The organism is Shewanella sp. MF05956 (genome assembly GCF_059758055.1).
Window position 1 is genome coordinate 354,272 of sequence record NZ_JCAYNV010000002.1, and the last position, 15,829, is coordinate 370,100.

The following is a 15,829-nucleotide window of genomic DNA, read 5'->3' on the forward strand; positions in this document are numbered from 1 at the left end:
AATCATATTAAGCAGCATAAAAAGTGCAGAAACCCGCCCTTGGGAGTCACTCAGGCTTCCCATTTCTTTGTTGCATTGTTTTACAAGGGAACAGCCATTCTTTCAACAATGCGCCTCAAACTGAAAAACCTGAGTGACTCTGATTGAGCACATAATTATTGGAATTGGTATCACCCCTCCTCCAGGTGACCACGGGGTTCTATTACTTCAAACCAACGTAAGTGCTTTAGCGATTTATTGGCCTGAGCAATGGCGTTTTTTACTGCCTCGTCGCTGCTGATTGGCGATGAACCGACAAGTTCAATTATCTTGTAAGTATGACTCATGCTTAGCTCCTTATTTTCAGATCATTAAAGCGCTATTAATAAATGATTAATCCTTTATCAGTATAGCCTTAAGCTTGTCTGTTCGCTTTTTTCTATCGTGCGAGGCGTTATGGTTTCAATCATATGACGCAGTCAGGACAATATTTCTCACCCAGATGATGTATTGATTAATCGTCTTACTCGTTCTGTAATGATGCAAATCTCAGTTATTGAATATTGTATACAGCAAAGTCGCTTTATTAACTAAAATTAATAGTTAAATATGTAAAAAAACTCATACAGGCGTCTGGACGTCTAGAAGTTTATTGTGTTACTCTGCTGCCAAGCAATCGAATTGATTTCATCAGCTAGTTGAGCAAGATTCATGTGGAGAGAAAATGATAGAGCTTAGACACCTTCGCACCTTGATGGCGTTAAAAGAAAGTGGCAGTTTGGCGGGCGCCGCTAAAAAGCGGTTTGTAACCCAGTCAGCACTTTCTCATCAAATTAAAGAGTTAGAGACTCGTATTAACTCAGCTATTTTTGTTCGAAAAAGTAAACCGTTAACTTTCACTCATGAAGGTTCACGACTGCTGAATTTAGCAGAAGAAATCTTACCAAAGGTGATTGCAACAGAGTCAGATCTTAAACGCGGTCTTGAAGGAGAAAGCCAGCAGCTTAAATTGGGTATTGAATGCCACAGTTGTTTTCGCTGGTTAATGCCGGTTATTGAGCAATTTAAGCAACATGCTCCAGCAGCGCAAATTGATATTTCAAGCCGCCATTTATTTGATTCACTTAATGCGCTAGAAACAGGCGGGTTAGATATTGTGCTCACCTCTGATCCAGTTCCAGGACACAGTGTGGCGTATCAACATTTATTTGATTTTGAAGTAAAACTCGTGACATCGAGTGAGCATACGTTAGCGAAAAAAGCCTACGTAACGCCAACAGATTTAGCGAAACAAACCTTGATTAGTTATCCTGTGCCGTTAGCTCGTTTAGACATTTACAAGCACTTCTTAGAACCTGCAGGTATTGAACCTGGTGAGCAAAAGCAATGCGACTTAACGTCAATGTTATTGCAACGAGTAGCTTGTAATGATGGCGTAGCGACGTTACCAACATGGTCAATTCGTGAAAGCCAGGGCTTAAGTTTGGCAGCGGTAAAACTAGGTTCAGAAGGGCTTAAGCGTCCGTTATTTGGCGCTTATCGCCGAGACGCCACTAATGCTAATTTGATTCAAAAGTGGCTTGAGCTTGTTGCAAGTGAAGGCATGGCATTACAACGGATTAATCAATAGCTTCCGTTTAGCTAACACGCGTCGAAGCACAAGTCCTGCAGAGTCAGGGTTTTGTGTTTGACGTAAGTTATGCGCTATTAAAAACTCTTCACGTAAATCATCATCTAAGCCTAAAGACTCAAATGCCTCTAAAGACAGTTTTTGTTGCTGTTGGTCAATCAATGACTTAAGCACTTTTAAAGACACAGGTCTTGGCAGTTCAGCATTTAAATACGCAAATGCCGTTAAGGCTATCACCTGGCCAAACACACTAAACAAGGCCAAGGTTTGCACTTCATCAGCATCGACTTTTATTCCTGCTCCAGCTTCGTTTTCTGCCCGCAGTAGTTCGATACAATCATGTGCTATTTTTTCGTTTAACGCCCAGTAACTCTGCACTAACTTTTTGTATGGCTCGGCGAGTTCATCAAGACGTTCTTTTAAATAAAACGAAAAAGCATAACGGTAAATATTCACCTGACCTAAACGAATTAATGCATCTTTTACACTGCGGCTTTTGGTCGACACAACTCCTGCGGTTTGCGCTGTATTACTGCGTTGTAATAAATGAGCGGCAAGTGCGGGATCGGCAGAAACTGTATCAATAACAATGCGAATATCTGCTTCGTTAATCAGTGCCTTTTTTAATGGTATCAAAATACCACGACGACCAATCACTTGCTCTTCATTGCCAATAATCGCTTGAACTTGAGTCAGCACTTGTTGTTCAAGATTTGTCATATGCATCAGTTACCTTTGGTGAAAGAATCAGGCTATAAATTAATTTAACGATATATCAAAACGAAAGCCAGTAATAGTTTACTGGCTTTGGTGTTTAAGCTGAGTTAGCTGAGTTGATTAAAAGCGGTAACCCGCGGTTAATCTAAACGCTCGGCCAGTGCCTGAGTAATAACCATTACCAAAAGACGAGTAATAACCTGTACCAACATACTCCTCATCTAACAAATTATCGACACGTAAACTCGCAGTCCAGGCATTACGCTGATAGTTTAACGCGAGATTAGTGAGTACATAACTGTCTAGCTTATCGCCAGCATTACTGTTGTCGCCTTCCATGTAACGCTCGCCAGTGTAAACGCCTTCAACAAAGGTTTGCCAATGATCAGCAAAATCGTAACTCATGTACGCTTTACCTGAATGCTCAGCGACCCATGATAGTGCTTTACCCTCGTTTTCACCTTGAGTAAATTCGGCATCAATATAGTCGTACGAAGCACCTAACAACCAGTCATTTGATAACTGCACTTCATAACTCGTGTTAATACCAAAACGGCGAGATTCGTCTGCATTAACGTTTGCACCACCACCGTAAGGTCCGTCAGTACGGCTACCGTCGTAAACAATCTCATCTTCTAAATCAAGACGATAAAGGTTTAACTTAACGGTTTGCGTTGCCCCCGTCCAATCCCAGCCTGCCTCAAAAGAACGCCCAGTTTGCGGATCTAATCCTTGCACGTCTAATGGCGTATAGGCTTGTTCATCCACTTTTGCAAAACGGAAGTTATCATTGGCGCGAACGTAAAAACGATGTTCAACACTAGGACGATAATTGACACCTAACTCCAATGCATGAGCATCGTTATCTAGCTCAATACCGTCTGCATACAATAATTGATCAGTTAAATCGTCGGTCACTTCAGAATAACGACCACCAACTACATATGACAATGTTGAGGTTAACGGCACAGTCGCTTGAACATAAGCACTTTGCATGGTTTGTTCGTTATTACGTTGAATATATAAGGTGTCAAAGTCAGCCTCTCCTCGGCTTACATCAATACCAGCAACCATAGTTAAAGCACCATTTGCTAACGGATAATTCGCGGTCGCTTTTGGTGAGAAACTCAATAAATCACGATCAATATGCCCTGCACTGCCAAACAATAAGCTGCTCGTTGAAGTGTCTGAATACGTTAAATCAGCACCCAGCGCCCATACATCAGTAAGTTGATATTGATAGCCACTGCGAACAGCGGTAGTGATTTCGTGAGAATATTCACCGTCTGAAAAAGACGCGACTTGGCGAGGGTTATCTTCATACTGCGCTAAACTTAACGCCCCTGGAGCCTGGCGATCATTATCGAAGTAATTCACTTCTACATAAAAATCTTCAACATCGGTTTGGTACTGAATACGACCTAGAATAGAGCCAGTTTCGTTGTCGTTATTATCACGGTAGTTATCGCTTTCGTTATAACTGCCCGCTAGAAAGTAACGCCAGGTGTCGCTGATGGCACCAGAGACATCGCCTTTAACTTCATAGGTATCAAAACTGCCACCACTGACTTGTAAGCCACCAGCGGTTTCTGTTGGGGCTTTAGTAATAATGTTAATCACGCCGCCTACCGCTTGGTCGCCATACAATACACCCGCACTGCCTGACAAAATCTCAACGCGTTCAATTAAGTTAAGTGGAATGGATTCAACACTTGGTGCAGAAATATCGATATTATTTAACCGACGGCCGTCGACTAAAATAAGGGTATTATTAACCGCTTGCGAAGCTGAAAAACCGCGCATCGAAAACACAGTACCAGAATTATTATCTGACACTTGAATACCGGATTGGCCGCGCAGTAAATCGGTTAAATTATTTGCGCCGCTCATTTCGATGTCAGCTGCATCGATAACATTCACATTGGCAGCAATATTTAACGGGTTGGTTTGATTGCGACCAATCACCACAATCGTCTCATCCATTTTAACGTCTGTATTAGACGCGGTTGAGGCACTTGGTATTGATTGTGTTGAGGTTGGTGCTGCAACAGCGTTAAGGCTCGTTGCGCAAAGCATGGCACTGATTAATAGTGCGATTGTAGTTGGTTTAGTACCCATTTACCTTTAACTCCTGAAAGGAAAAATGGGGCAATAGCGCCGCAACATTGACCACCACTTTGCGGCTTACTCATCTGAGTAAACCAAAAACGGCATAACATCACATCTCGAGATCTGCCCACCGAAATCATCGAAATCACCTTTATGGCCGGTCTCCGGACTGAGGTTGCGGTACATAACAGTACACACGAGCCAAGCAAATATGCATTGCATATTGGACTCTCACCTATCACCGTTGCGGGGGCAGTACCAGACTTTCACTGGTTTCCCGATTCTCCAATGGGTCGATATGACTCAACATTGGCACCGTAAAGATTGACTAAACTGAAATAAATATAAAATAACGGTCTAATGGCTGAATAGATTGATAAATACAGCCATAAACGTCGATAGGATTATAACGGAATCAGCACGTTGCTGATAGTCGCTAAGCATTAAAACAACGCGCAGATTACTCACGTTAGCTCAATTTAAGGCTCAGCCATAAACTCGCGATAATTGCTTTGAGTGACGGGAGCTGACTCGGCAGTAAATACGGCGGTACGAATGGATTTATGCACTAAAAAAATATCTTCATCATCGCTAATTACCGTAAAGTAGCCCATCTCGCCACGCGGGCTGGTAACGTAAGACTCAGACACAATAGCTGAAGCATTATGAATATTGGGCATACTCGTACACCCCAGCAAACCATGCACCGCTTCATAGCCTTCCACTTTCATGCTGCCTAATTGCTGATAAATCACTTCACCCTGGCAATGTTCTTTATAGGTGTCTGCCATTGAATCTAAAAACTCTTCAGGTTCAACATCTTCGGCAAGCCCTTTAAAGCCTTGCATACACACTAGGCTAGACCAATCATTAAGGGTTTCGTTAGCAGGGATAAATTCAGCCATGGTCATATCACCGCGCTTTTCGTTAAAAGCGAGTTTCCATGAAAGAGGAGGTAAAAAGCCGAAGGTTTGCGACACAGTCGTTAGCCGTTTGACGTCGCTAGACATGACAAGCACGCCAGAAGCATCATTGTCAGATTCTAATGTGACCAATGCTGGAAAAGTAGCATACGCGGTATAGGGGAATAAGCTGAATATTCCAACGCACCCCGCGTAGCTGATAACTGCAGCAATCTTGTTCATCCCAATGTCATCCTTGCTAGGTCAAGATGTAGCGATAAGTTGACTAAAAATCATTCTAATTATGTATATCCTATCCTGAACATACAAAAATTGAAACTTATCTATAACATTTACACCATTGTAAAATGTTAGTTTAACTCTTCGTCGTCTTCGTCTTCTGCGTCAAATAGCTCATCTTCATCAACGGCAGATTCAGCTGCAATTGCCGCTGCTAAGCTTTTCGCTTTAAGATGCTTTTCTGTTTTACGCTTGTTACGATCTGCTTGCTTAGACAGGAAACCCTGTAGAGACTGCTCGCCCCATGCAATGGCTTCTGCTTCTGAAGCAAAACCATCTTGGCTTTTAGACACTAGGGTTTTAGTCGCTGTCATACGACGAGTGATTTCGGTTTTCCACGTGTTTTCAACTTGTGTTACACGTAAACCATACTTTTTGCTATCGCTCATAATCTTTTCAATCCTACTTTGGGTATCACGGGACAAAACCCATGAAATTTCAGCCGCGCAGTGTACTCGATAAGCACGAGTTTGGGCAGCTATTATTGGTTATTTTTAACGCTTTTTTTGATCGCGTTATTGCTGCTTAACTAACTGGTTTGAGCCCACAATCATCATTTCACATTTATGGCAGTCAAACACCAGCTTTAATTTATCTTTACCTACATCTAAAAACATTGGGTCAGCTTTAATGCCTTCAACTTCTTTAGGGCACAAATTAAAGCTGTAACGTAAGCAATGCTTGGTGACCATCAATGGCGCATCATGCAACACGGTGTTTTTTTCGTAGGTGTCTTCGATTTGAATCACACCATGCTGTTCATAAAACGACTTGGCTTTTTCGTTGGCCACGTTAGATAAAAAGCTCAAGGCTTTTTGCGGGAAACGCGCTTCTTTATCATGCACCCAACGCTCTGGGCGTTGATAGGCCGCAACCCTTGCTGTCATTAATTCACTCACGGCATCACGGCGCAGTTCGTTGACCATCGATGCCGGTAAAAACCACATTTGCTCAGTTTGCAGGTTGATTTTGTTTAACACAAAATCGCTACTCCCTAATTTACCTAATTGCTTCTTTAAGTTTTCGGCCGTTTTAGCCTGGTCATTTGCCGGGGCTTTATCACACGCTAATGTCGCTGTAACACTAATGTTATGCGCATCCGTCACCGTTAGCCCTACACCGTCATCTGTGTCAAAAAATTGCATATCGACACTGATTTTACGCGTGGCAGAGTCTTTGTTTAATGTGGCCTCAAACTTATGGTCAAAGTTACGGAACATCATTACACCGACTTTCAAATCTCTTGGCACTTCGGTTAAGTACAAGGTGTTACCATCAGCACGATTAACGCGTAAGCCAGACAACTTGTCATCAGACAGGCGCTGAGTTTCATAATGCTCAACGAAATAGCACAAGCCATCGCCGTTGTTAAAGTGAATATCTTTGCCGCTTTCGCTCGGATCGATTTTGATAAAATCTTTACCAACTTGGGTAATCCGGCCAATTTTTTCACCTATAAACTTAGGTGAACTAAAATGCTCAATCGCTTCTGTTCGCTCGTTAACGAAATAGTCCGTTTTACCGCGGTTGAAGCTCTTATCTGGGTCGGGGGTAAAGTTAAACTCGCAGCGGCCATGAGATATCGATTCTAGATCATTGCGCTTGGCAATAATCGCATCTAACTGCTGGCGATAGTGAGCGGTCACGTTTTTAAGATAGGTAATGTCTTTTAAGCGGCCTTCAATTTTAAACGAGCTAATACCAGCATCAATCAAGGCTTCTAAATTGTCAGTTTGATTGTTGTCTTTAAGCGACAACAAATGCTGGTTTTCCGCTAATACGTCGCCATCACGCGTGGTTAAGTTACACGGTAAGCGACACATTTGTGAACATTCACCACGGTTAGCACTGCGATTTGAGTACGCATGACTTAAGTTACATAAACCGCTGTAACTGACACACAATGCCCCATGAATGAAAAACTCTAACTTCATTTTTGTGCTTGCGGCAATATCACGAATTTGCGGAATATTCAGCTCACGCGCTAATACCACCTGCGAGAAACCCACCTGTTCAAAAAACACGGTTTTTTCAGGGCTGCGGTTATCTGTTTGCGTGCTGGCGTGCAAGGCAATTGGCGGTAAATCTAGCTGTAATACGCCCATGTCTTGAATAATCAAGGCATCAACACCGGCTTCGTAAAGTTCCCATATCAGCTTTTGCGCTTTGTCTATTTCGTTATCCATTAAAATGGTGTTTAAGGCAACAAACACCTGGGCATGATAACGATGAGCAAACTCCGCTAAGCGAGCAATGTCTTCAACGCTGTTACCAGCATTATGACGCGCGCCAAACGCAGGGCCACCAATATAAACCGCGTCGGCACCATGACGAATAGCTTCAATACCGTAATCAGCATTTTTAGCAGGTGCGAGCAATTCAAGTTGGCGCTTTACCGGAGCCTCGGGGGTAAACAATTCTACAGAAACCATAATGTTAACTAAATTTCGCTCAATTCGGATAAAAAAGTGCGCCAACATACTGATATCATCTAATTGACATGAGTATGTTGGCGCACTCGCATAGTCTTTTATTTTAGCAAACTTTAAACAAAGTTCTAAGTAAAATCGCGACTAAATATGCCGCACGACTTTTACATTGTTTTGCTTATAAAAATAGCTCTTGAATGTTCTTAAAGTCGGCTTTACCTTCCGCGATTTCTTGTGGGTTTAATCCTGATACTTCGTGCGGGAACACTAACCAATCTTCAGATGAATGAATAAAGTAATCTGGTTTCAAATCGACTTTGGTATTTTTGGGCTTGTAATAAGGACAAGCAATACGGATGTCGTTTGGCATGTTTAGGCGCATAAACTTTCTTAACTTACCGATTAAGGCATCAATACTGCGGCCAGAATCAAATACGTCATCAACAATTAACAAACCATCGCTGGCATTGGCATTTTCAATAATGTAGTGCAAACCATGTACTTTAATGTTTTTGTCTTGCTTATCAGTACCAATACCGTAATAAGACGAAGTACGCACGGCAATATGGTCGGTTTCGACTTTTTTAAAGTCGTAATATTCTTGAACAGCAATACCAATTGGAGCTCCGCCGCGCCAAATGCCCACAATAAACTGCGGTCTAAAACCACTGTCATATACTTGCGCAGCCAGTCTAAATGAATCTTCTAAAAGTTGTTGTGCGCTAATATAATGTTTATCTGTCATTGGTTAAGCCCCTTGTTAATTTGTTGCGGAGAATTTTATACCAAATAAAATTATCTTGCCTGTAAGAATCAGAATTAATTGATCAAAATCTACATTAATTCCCCATCCTCATAAATAACTTACCATTAATGTGCTCACATGGTGACATTGACTGAGTTATTTCGGTTAAATTAAGGCACCGAGGGTATGCCTCTCCGTTCGCGTCTTTGCACGCAACCAATTGATAAAATCTACTTGTCATTCACGGCGGCTATGGCATAGTGTTTTTTAACCGACACGTTGATTTTACCGCCAATTCAGGATGAATACGCCACTATGTTGCTCGACAAAAACTCACAGAATCATTTTGCAAACGCGCAGTCGTTAACAACTGATGCCCGTGTATTGAGTGTGCCTAAAGGCGACAACCCCTTAATTTGGCCAGTATTAACGTTACTAAAGTCATCGAATACCAGCTGGAAAGTCCATCATTTAGCCAGTGAACTGCAATCAAAAGGGTTAATGCACGACCTTGACCCCATGCCGGAAAAAGATCTCTTCAAACGTAATTTTCTATTAATGAATGCCCTATATGAATTGCAAGACATGTTAATGCCAAGACAATGGCTGCAAGTAAAAGCAATGGAAATTCAAATTTTTAGAATAATCCCCAGCAATGCCGATGTCGAACATACTCGAGATGGCGCTCTGCGTGACTACTACCTTGATTGGGCTAATTACGATGCTAGCGTTAACGTAGTGCGTGAGATGCTCGAGTCTTTCTGGTCTAGTTACCAACAATATATCGGCGTTAATGTTCAATTAATGCATAAAGGTCATGCTTTAAAAGTGTTCGAGTTAGATGCCACCGCGACCGATAAAGACATCCGCAAGCAATGGCGTAAACTGGCGCTAAAATGGCACCCTGATCGTGATGAAGGTAACGCGGAACGATTCCGCGAAGTCTGTGAAGCTTGGCAAACCCTGCGAGACTAAAGCTTAGTGGCTTAATGCCGACTCATTATTTAACGTAAATCGCTACTTGATCACACAAATTCTGCCCCTGATTTTGGCAATTTATGCCATCATTAACAGCATAGCTTTATCCATTTCCATCTCCATTTTGAGGTATTCATGTTTAAATTTTTAGCTTTAGCCGTCACATTAGCCATTGCCCCTATCACCAGTTTTGCTGCGCAATATGTTGAAGGAACACACTACACTCAAATATCAAATAACATGGTGCCTACTGAGCCAAAGGTGACTGAGTTTTTCTCTTTTTATTGCCACAACTGCTTCAACATGGAAAGTCAGTACCTACCAGAAATCAAAAAAGGCCTAGACAAAAGAGTCACCTTCGACAGTAAACACGTCGACTTCATGAACAGTGATTTAGGCACAGAAGTAATGCGCTCGTTAGCGGTTATCCATGAGCTAGACAACAAAGAAGCTTTAAAAATTGCCATGTTTGGTGCAATACAAGGTAAAGATAACAACGCTGGCCATGACCATAGTGCTGCGGGCCATGAGCACAAATCGTTGATTAATAACCGTGATGACATTAAGAAAGTCTTTGCTGAATTAGGCGTCGATGCAAACCAATACGACACCTTAGCATACAGCGCTGAAACCGATAAAAAGCTGGGTTTATGGCGTGAACAACAAGAGATGTATGCCGTACAAAGTGTGCCGGCTTTTATTGTTAACGATAAATACGCGATTAACTTAAATGAAATGCGCACGCTCGATGACATCATCGGGTTGATTAACTATTTAGCATTACAAAAGTAGTTTCAACGCCTTTAAACGGAAAATGGCTATCCAATTGATAGCCATTTTTTATGTCTGCTCGTTAAGTCGCCTTGGTATTATCAAAAACCGCTGGCAGCATTCTCAGGGGGCACTTATTAATGCTAATTGGTATAAATAGCATAACTTAATCGAGGTAAGGTCACGCTCAATGCTGCTGCCGGTGCGCTCACATCATCCGATGAGACTATCGCAACAGGCCATGAAGTCATTAAACGATATGTGTTCCCTTGTGCAATGACATTAATCGTTTGCGCTTGTTCGCCGCTGTTAAATACCATCAACAGCTCGGCACCCGTTTGAGGGTCTACTCGCGCAAATGCAAACATGTCGTTATCGGCTTGGTAAAAACGGTCTTGATATTGCCCACGACGCAGTATTGGATATTGTTTACGCAGTGCGCTCAACTGAGCAATGGCTTGGTACAGTGGATGCTTTTCATCAAAGTTATCAACCGCAGTAGTGGCATTACTGCCGAGTAACACGTTGTCATTGTAACTCGCCACTTTAGAGGCAAACATGTCTTCTCGCGCGTCAATATCCTTACCATCGCCAGTAAACCCTTGCTCGTCTCCATAATAAACGACCGGAATACCCCGAGATAAAAACATAAACGCATGCGACAAAATACTCCGTTGCAGTTTATCTTCCGCAGGCATGTTCGCTTGCGCTTGATTGATAAAATAGCCCGTACGCCCCATGTCATGATTACCTAAAAAGGTCATTAACAAATCGGCTTGGCTATCGCTGTCTTGATAAAGCGTATCTTGGGCAAATAATTGCTGTGCTAACAGCGGGCTCTTTTTACGATAGAAAATATCAGCCGCGGTTTGTTGAAAAGCAAAATCTAATACTGACGGTAGATTGCCCTCTGTGGTGTATATGCTCAGGTTTTTAGGATCGGTATCGTACACCTCGCCAAAAACATGAAACTGAGGAATACCTTGCGCCTTGGCAAACTTAACGATTTCAGGGCTAAAGGTTTGCCAAAATGATAAATCGACATGCTTAACGGTATCAATCCTAAAACCATCAGGCTTAAATTCTTTAATTAAGTTTTGATATATCTCAACCATGCCTGAAACGACTTCAGGATCCGCGGTATTGAGATCGTCTAAACCATTAAAATCACCCTTTAACGAGCTTTCACCTTTAAAGGTACTGTCGCCTTGATTGTGATAAAAACGTGGGTCGTTTAACCATTCAGGGACTTTCACATTCGCTTGTTCTTGAGGTACAAACGGCGTGTAACTGTCGCCATTTGCAACTTGAGCTAATGATTTAAATTCGCACTGAGTATTCGGTTCTATAAACTCACCCGAAGCTTGATGGCATTCCTGATACTTGATCACGTCGGCTGTATGATTAGTAATAATGTCAAAAAACACTTTAATACCACGTTGATGTGCTGCTTTAATCAACTGTTTTAAATCAGCATTGCTGCCAAAATGTGGATCAATTTCAGTAAAGTCGACAATCCAATATCCGTGATGGGCTATGCCGTCAGATTGAATCGCTTTATTACGCAATAATGGCGTCATCCAAATAGCGGTTATACCCAGATTTTGTAAGTAATCCAGTTTCTGCTCAATGCCGTTAATGTCGCCACCATGAAAACCACGGGGTGACGTTAAGTCTACGCCACCTTGCGAAATACTCTCGCTAGTCGAACCATTGTCATTGCGACTATAACCGTTATAAAAACGATCGGGCAGTACAAAATAGAAAATGTCATCGCGGATATCACGGTGTAAATAATCCTGATATATATCAGCTCTATCGGTTGGCTGCAGCAAAGGCTGAACCACCGTCGCTGCCACTTCTTTTTGCTGACATCCACTTAACACCAATACAGCACTCAATAGTGCCCATGTTGTCTTATTCATATTGTCTTAGAATCCTTTCATTGAATGGTATTGATTAAATGCTCAGGTATTGAAAAAACATGTTGTCGTAATGGTTAAGGTAGCTCTTGTCCTTTAGCACTAACATACAATGCATACCAATGCTCACGACTGAGTGATACCTGAGTCGCCTGGCTACACGCTTTAATTCGCTCAATATTAGTGGTACCAATAACCGGTTGAATTTGGCTAGGGTGGCGCATCAGCCAACTTAATAAAATAGCTTCTGGAGTCGTATTATATTCAACCGCTAACGTGGCGACTAACTGACTGGTTTGTATTATCGCATTAGACTCACCTACCGTGGAGATACCACTATAAACACCTTGGCATAAGCTACCCCAAGCTTGAATTTGTATGTTGTTTTGATTGCAATACTCAAGCGTACCAGGGGTAAAGTTTATGTCTTTTCCCTCTTGATTACCGGCATAAATGCTTTCGTCTAACCAAGCATGTTTTTGCAGGCTCATTTCAATTTGGTTGACCACTAATGGCTCATCAAGCACACGTTGCAATGCGCTAATTTGATGTTGCTGCATATTCGAAACACCGAGAAAACGCACTTTACCTGCTGCTTTAAGTTTATGGAAAGTATCGGCTATTTCGGTCACTTGCATTAAAGGATCGGGGCGGTGAAGTACCAACACATCGATATAATCTGTGTGTAATTCGGTTAAACTTTTATCAACACTATAGTGAATCCAAGCAGACGACAAATCGTAACGTTTAGGGCCTTTACCGTCTTCAAATCGAATGCCACATTTAGTTTGCAGGTACATATTATCGCGTAAGCCAGGGCGCTGTTTTAAGACTTGCCCGAATACGGTTTCCGCTTTGCCAAAGGTGTAAATGTCGGCATGATCAAAGTAATTAATATGACTTTGCAACGCAGTATCAATAACCTCATGTGTTTGCTGAATATCTGCAGCGCAAATGGCGTTACTATTCCATCCGCCGCCTAATCCCATACAACCATAAACTAACGAACTAACATTAGGGAAAACACTTTTTAATGGTAATGCCGACATTGAGTTAACTCTCTTTAAACAAGTAATATGGCTTAGTGTAGAGGTTTATCTGTACAGATGAAGAGTAAAAAACAAAATCATTGTTTGATATAGCTACCAATAAAGAATTAAAGTTCTTTATAAAATAATATCCTGGGTGGCTAACATGAGTCGTGAACACAAAAAATTTGAACGATTATTCCTATTCAGTGAAGTAGCCAAACAACTGAGTTTTACCGAAGCGGCAGCCTCGTTAGGAATATCGAGAGGATATTTGTCTGAGCAAATTAGGCAACTTGAAAAGGAAGTCGGTCGTCCATTACTTATCCGCACTACACGCAGTGTTAAACTGACAGTGCAAGGTGAAATGATTTTAGCCAGCATGGGACAAGTGAAAGCAGACTTATTAGATCTTGACCGAAAAATTCGTCATGACAATGAGGATATTGCAGGACGGATCCGTATTACGGCTCCCAGCCAATTTACTCAGCGTTATTTACTCGATATTTGCCATGAATTTAGCGCGCGGCATCCGCAAGTGCATTTCAGCATAGATTGCAGCTATACCTTATTTGATTTGGCAAAAAACGATTTTGATTTGGCCATTAGAGCGACGCAAAACCCACCACAAAATATGGTCGCCAAAAAGTTATTTGAGTATCAGCAAGTCTGTTGCGCCGCCCCCGAATATCTCGAAAAAGCCGGGACACCAATACACATTGATGATTTACGTCAGCACAAATGTTTAACCTCAGCAGAACAAACTCACTGGACATTTGGCAATCAAACCATCGCGATTAACAGCTTTATTAGCGTCAACGATAACCACATGCTCAAAACACAAGCCTTACTCGCCAGAGGCATTATGTTAGGGCCACAATATCTGGTGGATAAGGAGTTACAGCAAGGACATTTACGCGCAATTTTTCCTGATGAAACCACAAGCCAATCTGCGACTTATATAGTGCACCCACAAATGATTAATCAGTCTGCTAGGCTCAGCAGCTTTATTCAATTTACCCTTGAATGGTTTAAGCAAAACGGAATCAGCTAAACTAAGGTTATGATAAACAGGGGTTATGATAAACAGGGTTTTGATAAACAAAAAATAACAGGAATCATTATAAGGCATGGATATACTGATAACAGAACAGCTTAATTAAAAAAGTCTCTTAAGTGTAATAACGCTAATAAGCAGTGCAGAACAATAAAACCAATAAAACCATGAGCAAAAACAATATGGTAATAACGCCACGTTAAAGCATTACTGGGATCTGCCGCGTACCAGGCCGCGCCGGTTAACGCCACCAGCAAAAGTAATATCACTCCAAGGCCTTCAATAACGCTGATTAATCCCTTGCCACCAGAATGGGGCAATTGGCCGCGCATTAAGCCGCTAATATCAGCGAACAGCGGTTTAACATCAAGCGTTAACCAAGGGAAAAACTGCCGCCATTGCCCACCGATACACACCTTAACGGCAAACATTAATGCCAATATACCGGTCAATAATCCACCGTAAACATGAAGTAAATCCCAAAAACTCGCACGCGACGTTAACTGTCGACCGATTAAGACCCACGAGCTGGTACACACCAGTAGCAACGACAACAGCAACACTGCAGGATGCAGCATTGCCTCAATACGTTGCCACAGTTGTTTCACTGTCATTAACTCGCCTCAATCATTTGCTGAGCAAATTGGTCAACTTTGTCCCAATCGGTAAATTCAACTTTGGTATTGGGATCGGTTGGGCCTTTGGTTATCCACATAATAAAGCGAATAATATTACGGTCCATCACGCCGTATCCCTGGTAATCTAAATTACCGCCAAAAACTTGCAGTACCTTAGGTTGCCAAGGGCTTTGGCTTAAAAACTGTTGCATATAGCTATTAGTTTGCGGCGTATTTTTAGCCGGTTTACGAGCCACTAGACTCACCGAAAAAAAGCCATTCGGCTTAGATAATAATTGTTGCTGATGCGCATCAATAAACTGATATAACGCAGGACGATGCTTACCATGGCGAATACTGGCACCAATAAACACTTTATCGAATCCATCAAGGTCTGGCACATTGGACAAGGGTGCAACGGTCACTTGCTGATGTTGTGCCTCGAGCTTATCACGTAAATATTCACAAATTTTTTGAGTGTATCCGTGGACACTAGAATGGATCAGTAAAATATGGCTCATGCTGACCTCAAGTTGAAATCATCTAAAGTAATACAGTATCTTAGCCCACTGCGATTAAAATTTACATGAAACAGATCACGCCATGAGTATCGCGTTATTCTTTAAAAAAGTGCGTTAACGAAAA

Annotated in this window: 15 protein-coding genes and 1 riboswitch; of the genes, 4 read left to right on the forward strand and 11 right to left on the reverse strand. The window is 41.9% G+C overall.

Going from position 1 to position 15,829, the window contains the following annotated elements; genetic code table 11:
- Window positions 1-170: 170 nt before the first annotated feature.
- Entirely contained in the window at window positions 171-326 is a 156-nt protein-coding gene (locus AC19MX_RS03455) for a dodecin (protein WP_432399153.1), read from the reverse strand.
- A 377-nt stretch (window positions 327-703) separates the two neighbouring features.
- Between AC19MX_RS03455 and AC19MX_RS03460 the strand changes: the two genes are divergently transcribed.
- Entirely contained in the window at window positions 704-1,609 is a 906-nt protein-coding gene (locus AC19MX_RS03460; RefSeq protein WP_432399154.1) for a LysR family transcriptional regulator, read from the forward strand.
- Here the strand turns inward: AC19MX_RS03460 and AC19MX_RS03465 are convergent.
- From AC19MX_RS03465 to AC19MX_RS03490, 6 genes are all read right to left on the reverse strand, one after another.
- Window positions 1,589-2,329: an HDOD domain-containing protein gene (locus AC19MX_RS03465; RefSeq protein WP_432399155.1), complete on the reverse strand. Its 741-nt coding sequence runs from the start codon at window positions 2,327-2,329 to the stop codon at window positions 1,589-1,591. The genes AC19MX_RS03460 and AC19MX_RS03465 overlap by 21 nt on opposite strands.
- Before the next feature lie 117 nt (window positions 2,330-2,446).
- Window positions 2,447-4,444, reverse strand: a complete 1,998-nt coding sequence (locus tag AC19MX_RS03470) for a TonB-dependent receptor (RefSeq protein ID WP_432399156.1) — start codon at window positions 4,442-4,444, stop codon at window positions 2,447-2,449.
- Window positions 4,445-4,573: 129 nt separating this feature from the next.
- Window positions 4,574-4,770: riboswitch (cobalamin riboswitch) on the reverse strand.
- A 144-nt stretch (window positions 4,771-4,914) separates the two neighbouring features.
- On the reverse strand, window positions 4,915-5,580 hold the full coding sequence (locus AC19MX_RS03475; protein ID WP_432399157.1) for a hypothetical protein: 666 nt from the start codon (window positions 5,578-5,580) through the stop codon (window positions 4,915-4,917).
- A gap of 128 nt (window positions 5,581-5,708) precedes the next feature.
- On the reverse strand, window positions 5,709-6,026 hold the full coding sequence (locus tag AC19MX_RS03480; RefSeq protein ID WP_432399158.1) for a DUF3622 domain-containing protein: 318 nt from the start codon (window positions 6,024-6,026) through the stop codon (window positions 5,709-5,711).
- 126 nt (window positions 6,027-6,152) lie between these two features.
- Window positions 6,153-8,069: a peptidase U32 family protein gene (locus AC19MX_RS03485; RefSeq protein WP_432399216.1), complete on the reverse strand. Its 1,917-nt coding sequence runs from the start codon at window positions 8,067-8,069 to the stop codon at window positions 6,153-6,155.
- A 175-nt stretch (window positions 8,070-8,244) separates the two neighbouring features.
- Window positions 8,245-8,811 (reverse strand): phosphoribosyltransferase, encoded by a 567-nt coding sequence (locus tag AC19MX_RS03490; protein ID WP_432399159.1) that lies wholly within the window; start codon window positions 8,809-8,811, stop codon window positions 8,245-8,247.
- A gap of 315 nt (window positions 8,812-9,126) precedes the next feature.
- Between AC19MX_RS03490 and AC19MX_RS03495 the strand changes: the two genes are divergently transcribed.
- Together AC19MX_RS03495 and AC19MX_RS03500 are read left to right on the forward strand one after the other, a co-directional pair.
- Window positions 9,127-9,786, forward strand: coding sequence for a DNA-J related domain-containing protein (locus AC19MX_RS03495; RefSeq protein ID WP_432399160.1), 660 nt, complete (start codon window positions 9,127-9,129; stop codon window positions 9,784-9,786).
- A gap of 138 nt (window positions 9,787-9,924) precedes the next feature.
- Window positions 9,925-10,581, forward strand: coding sequence for a thiol:disulfide interchange protein DsbA/DsbL (locus tag AC19MX_RS03500; RefSeq protein WP_432399161.1), 657 nt, complete (start codon window positions 9,925-9,927; stop codon window positions 10,579-10,581).
- A 122-nt stretch (window positions 10,582-10,703) separates the two neighbouring features.
- On the opposite strand, the gene AC19MX_RS03505 is transcribed toward AC19MX_RS03500, so the two are convergent.
- Window positions 10,704-12,485 (reverse strand): alpha-amylase family glycosyl hydrolase, encoded by a 1,782-nt coding sequence (locus AC19MX_RS03505; RefSeq protein WP_432399162.1) that lies wholly within the window; start codon window positions 12,483-12,485, stop codon window positions 10,704-10,706.
- Between the two features lie 74 nt (window positions 12,486-12,559).
- Window positions 12,560-13,531, reverse strand: coding sequence for an aldo/keto reductase (locus AC19MX_RS03510; RefSeq protein ID WP_432399163.1), 972 nt, complete (start codon window positions 13,529-13,531; stop codon window positions 12,560-12,562).
- Window positions 13,532-13,676: 145 nt separating this feature from the next.
- Between AC19MX_RS03510 and AC19MX_RS03515 the strand changes: the two genes are divergently transcribed.
- Window positions 13,677-14,564 (forward strand): LysR family transcriptional regulator, encoded by an 888-nt coding sequence (locus AC19MX_RS03515; RefSeq protein WP_432399164.1) that lies wholly within the window; start codon window positions 13,677-13,679, stop codon window positions 14,562-14,564.
- Between the two features lie 101 nt (window positions 14,565-14,665).
- Here the strand turns inward: AC19MX_RS03515 and AC19MX_RS03520 are convergent, their stop codons facing one another.
- Together AC19MX_RS03520 and hemG are read right to left on the reverse strand one after the other, a co-directional pair.
- On the reverse strand, window positions 14,666-15,181 hold the full coding sequence (locus tag AC19MX_RS03520) for a cytochrome b/b6 domain-containing protein (RefSeq protein ID WP_432399165.1): 516 nt from the start codon (window positions 15,179-15,181) through the stop codon (window positions 14,666-14,668).
- Window positions 15,181-15,705, reverse strand: a complete 525-nt coding sequence (gene hemG / locus AC19MX_RS03525; protein ID WP_432399166.1) for a menaquinone-dependent protoporphyrinogen IX dehydrogenase — start codon at window positions 15,703-15,705, stop codon at window positions 15,181-15,183. Before hemG ends, AC19MX_RS03520 begins: the two co-directional genes overlap by 1 nt.
- Window positions 15,706-15,829: the final 124 nt, after the last annotated feature.

Coding starts and splice junctions, on each gene's coding strand:
- AC19MX_RS03455 (WP_432399153.1), bottom strand. CDS start 326: ATGAGTCATACTTACAAGATAATTGAACTTGTCGGTTCATCGCCAATC.
- AC19MX_RS03460 (WP_432399154.1), top strand. CDS start 704: ATGATAGAGCTTAGACACCTTCGCACCTTGATGGCGTTAAAAGAAAGT.
- AC19MX_RS03465 (WP_432399155.1), bottom strand. CDS start 2,329: ATGACAAATCTTGAACAACAAGTGCTGACTCAAGTTCAAGCGATTATT.
- AC19MX_RS03470 (WP_432399156.1), bottom strand. CDS start 4,444: ATGGGTACTAAACCAACTACAATCGCACTATTAATCAGTGCCATGCTT.
- AC19MX_RS03475 (WP_432399157.1), bottom strand. CDS start 5,580: ATGAACAAGATTGCTGCAGTTATCAGCTACGCGGGGTGCGTTGGAATA.
- AC19MX_RS03480 (WP_432399158.1), bottom strand. CDS start 6,026: ATGAGCGATAGCAAAAAGTATGGTTTACGTGTAACACAAGTTGAAAAC.
- AC19MX_RS03485 (WP_432399216.1), bottom strand. CDS start 8,069: ATGGTTTCTGTAGAATTGTTTACCCCCGAGGCTCCGGTAAAGCGCCAA.
- AC19MX_RS03490 (WP_432399159.1), bottom strand. CDS start 8,811: ATGACAGATAAACATTATATTAGCGCACAACAACTTTTAGAAGATTCA.
- AC19MX_RS03495 (WP_432399160.1), top strand. CDS start 9,127: ATGTTGCTCGACAAAAACTCACAGAATCATTTTGCAAACGCGCAGTCG.
- AC19MX_RS03500 (WP_432399161.1), top strand. CDS start 9,925: ATGTTTAAATTTTTAGCTTTAGCCGTCACATTAGCCATTGCCCCTATC.
- AC19MX_RS03505 (WP_432399162.1), bottom strand. CDS start 12,485: ATGAATAAGACAACATGGGCACTATTGAGTGCTGTATTGGTGTTAAGT.
- AC19MX_RS03510 (WP_432399163.1), bottom strand. CDS start 13,531: ATGTCGGCATTACCATTAAAAAGTGTTTTCCCTAATGTTAGTTCGTTA.
- AC19MX_RS03515 (WP_432399164.1), top strand. CDS start 13,677: ATGAGTCGTGAACACAAAAAATTTGAACGATTATTCCTATTCAGTGAA.
- AC19MX_RS03520 (WP_432399165.1), bottom strand. CDS start 15,181: ATGACAGTGAAACAACTGTGGCAACGTATTGAGGCAATGCTGCATCCT.
- hemG (WP_432399166.1), bottom strand. CDS start 15,705: ATGAGCCATATTTTACTGATCCATTCTAGTGTCCACGGATACACTCAA.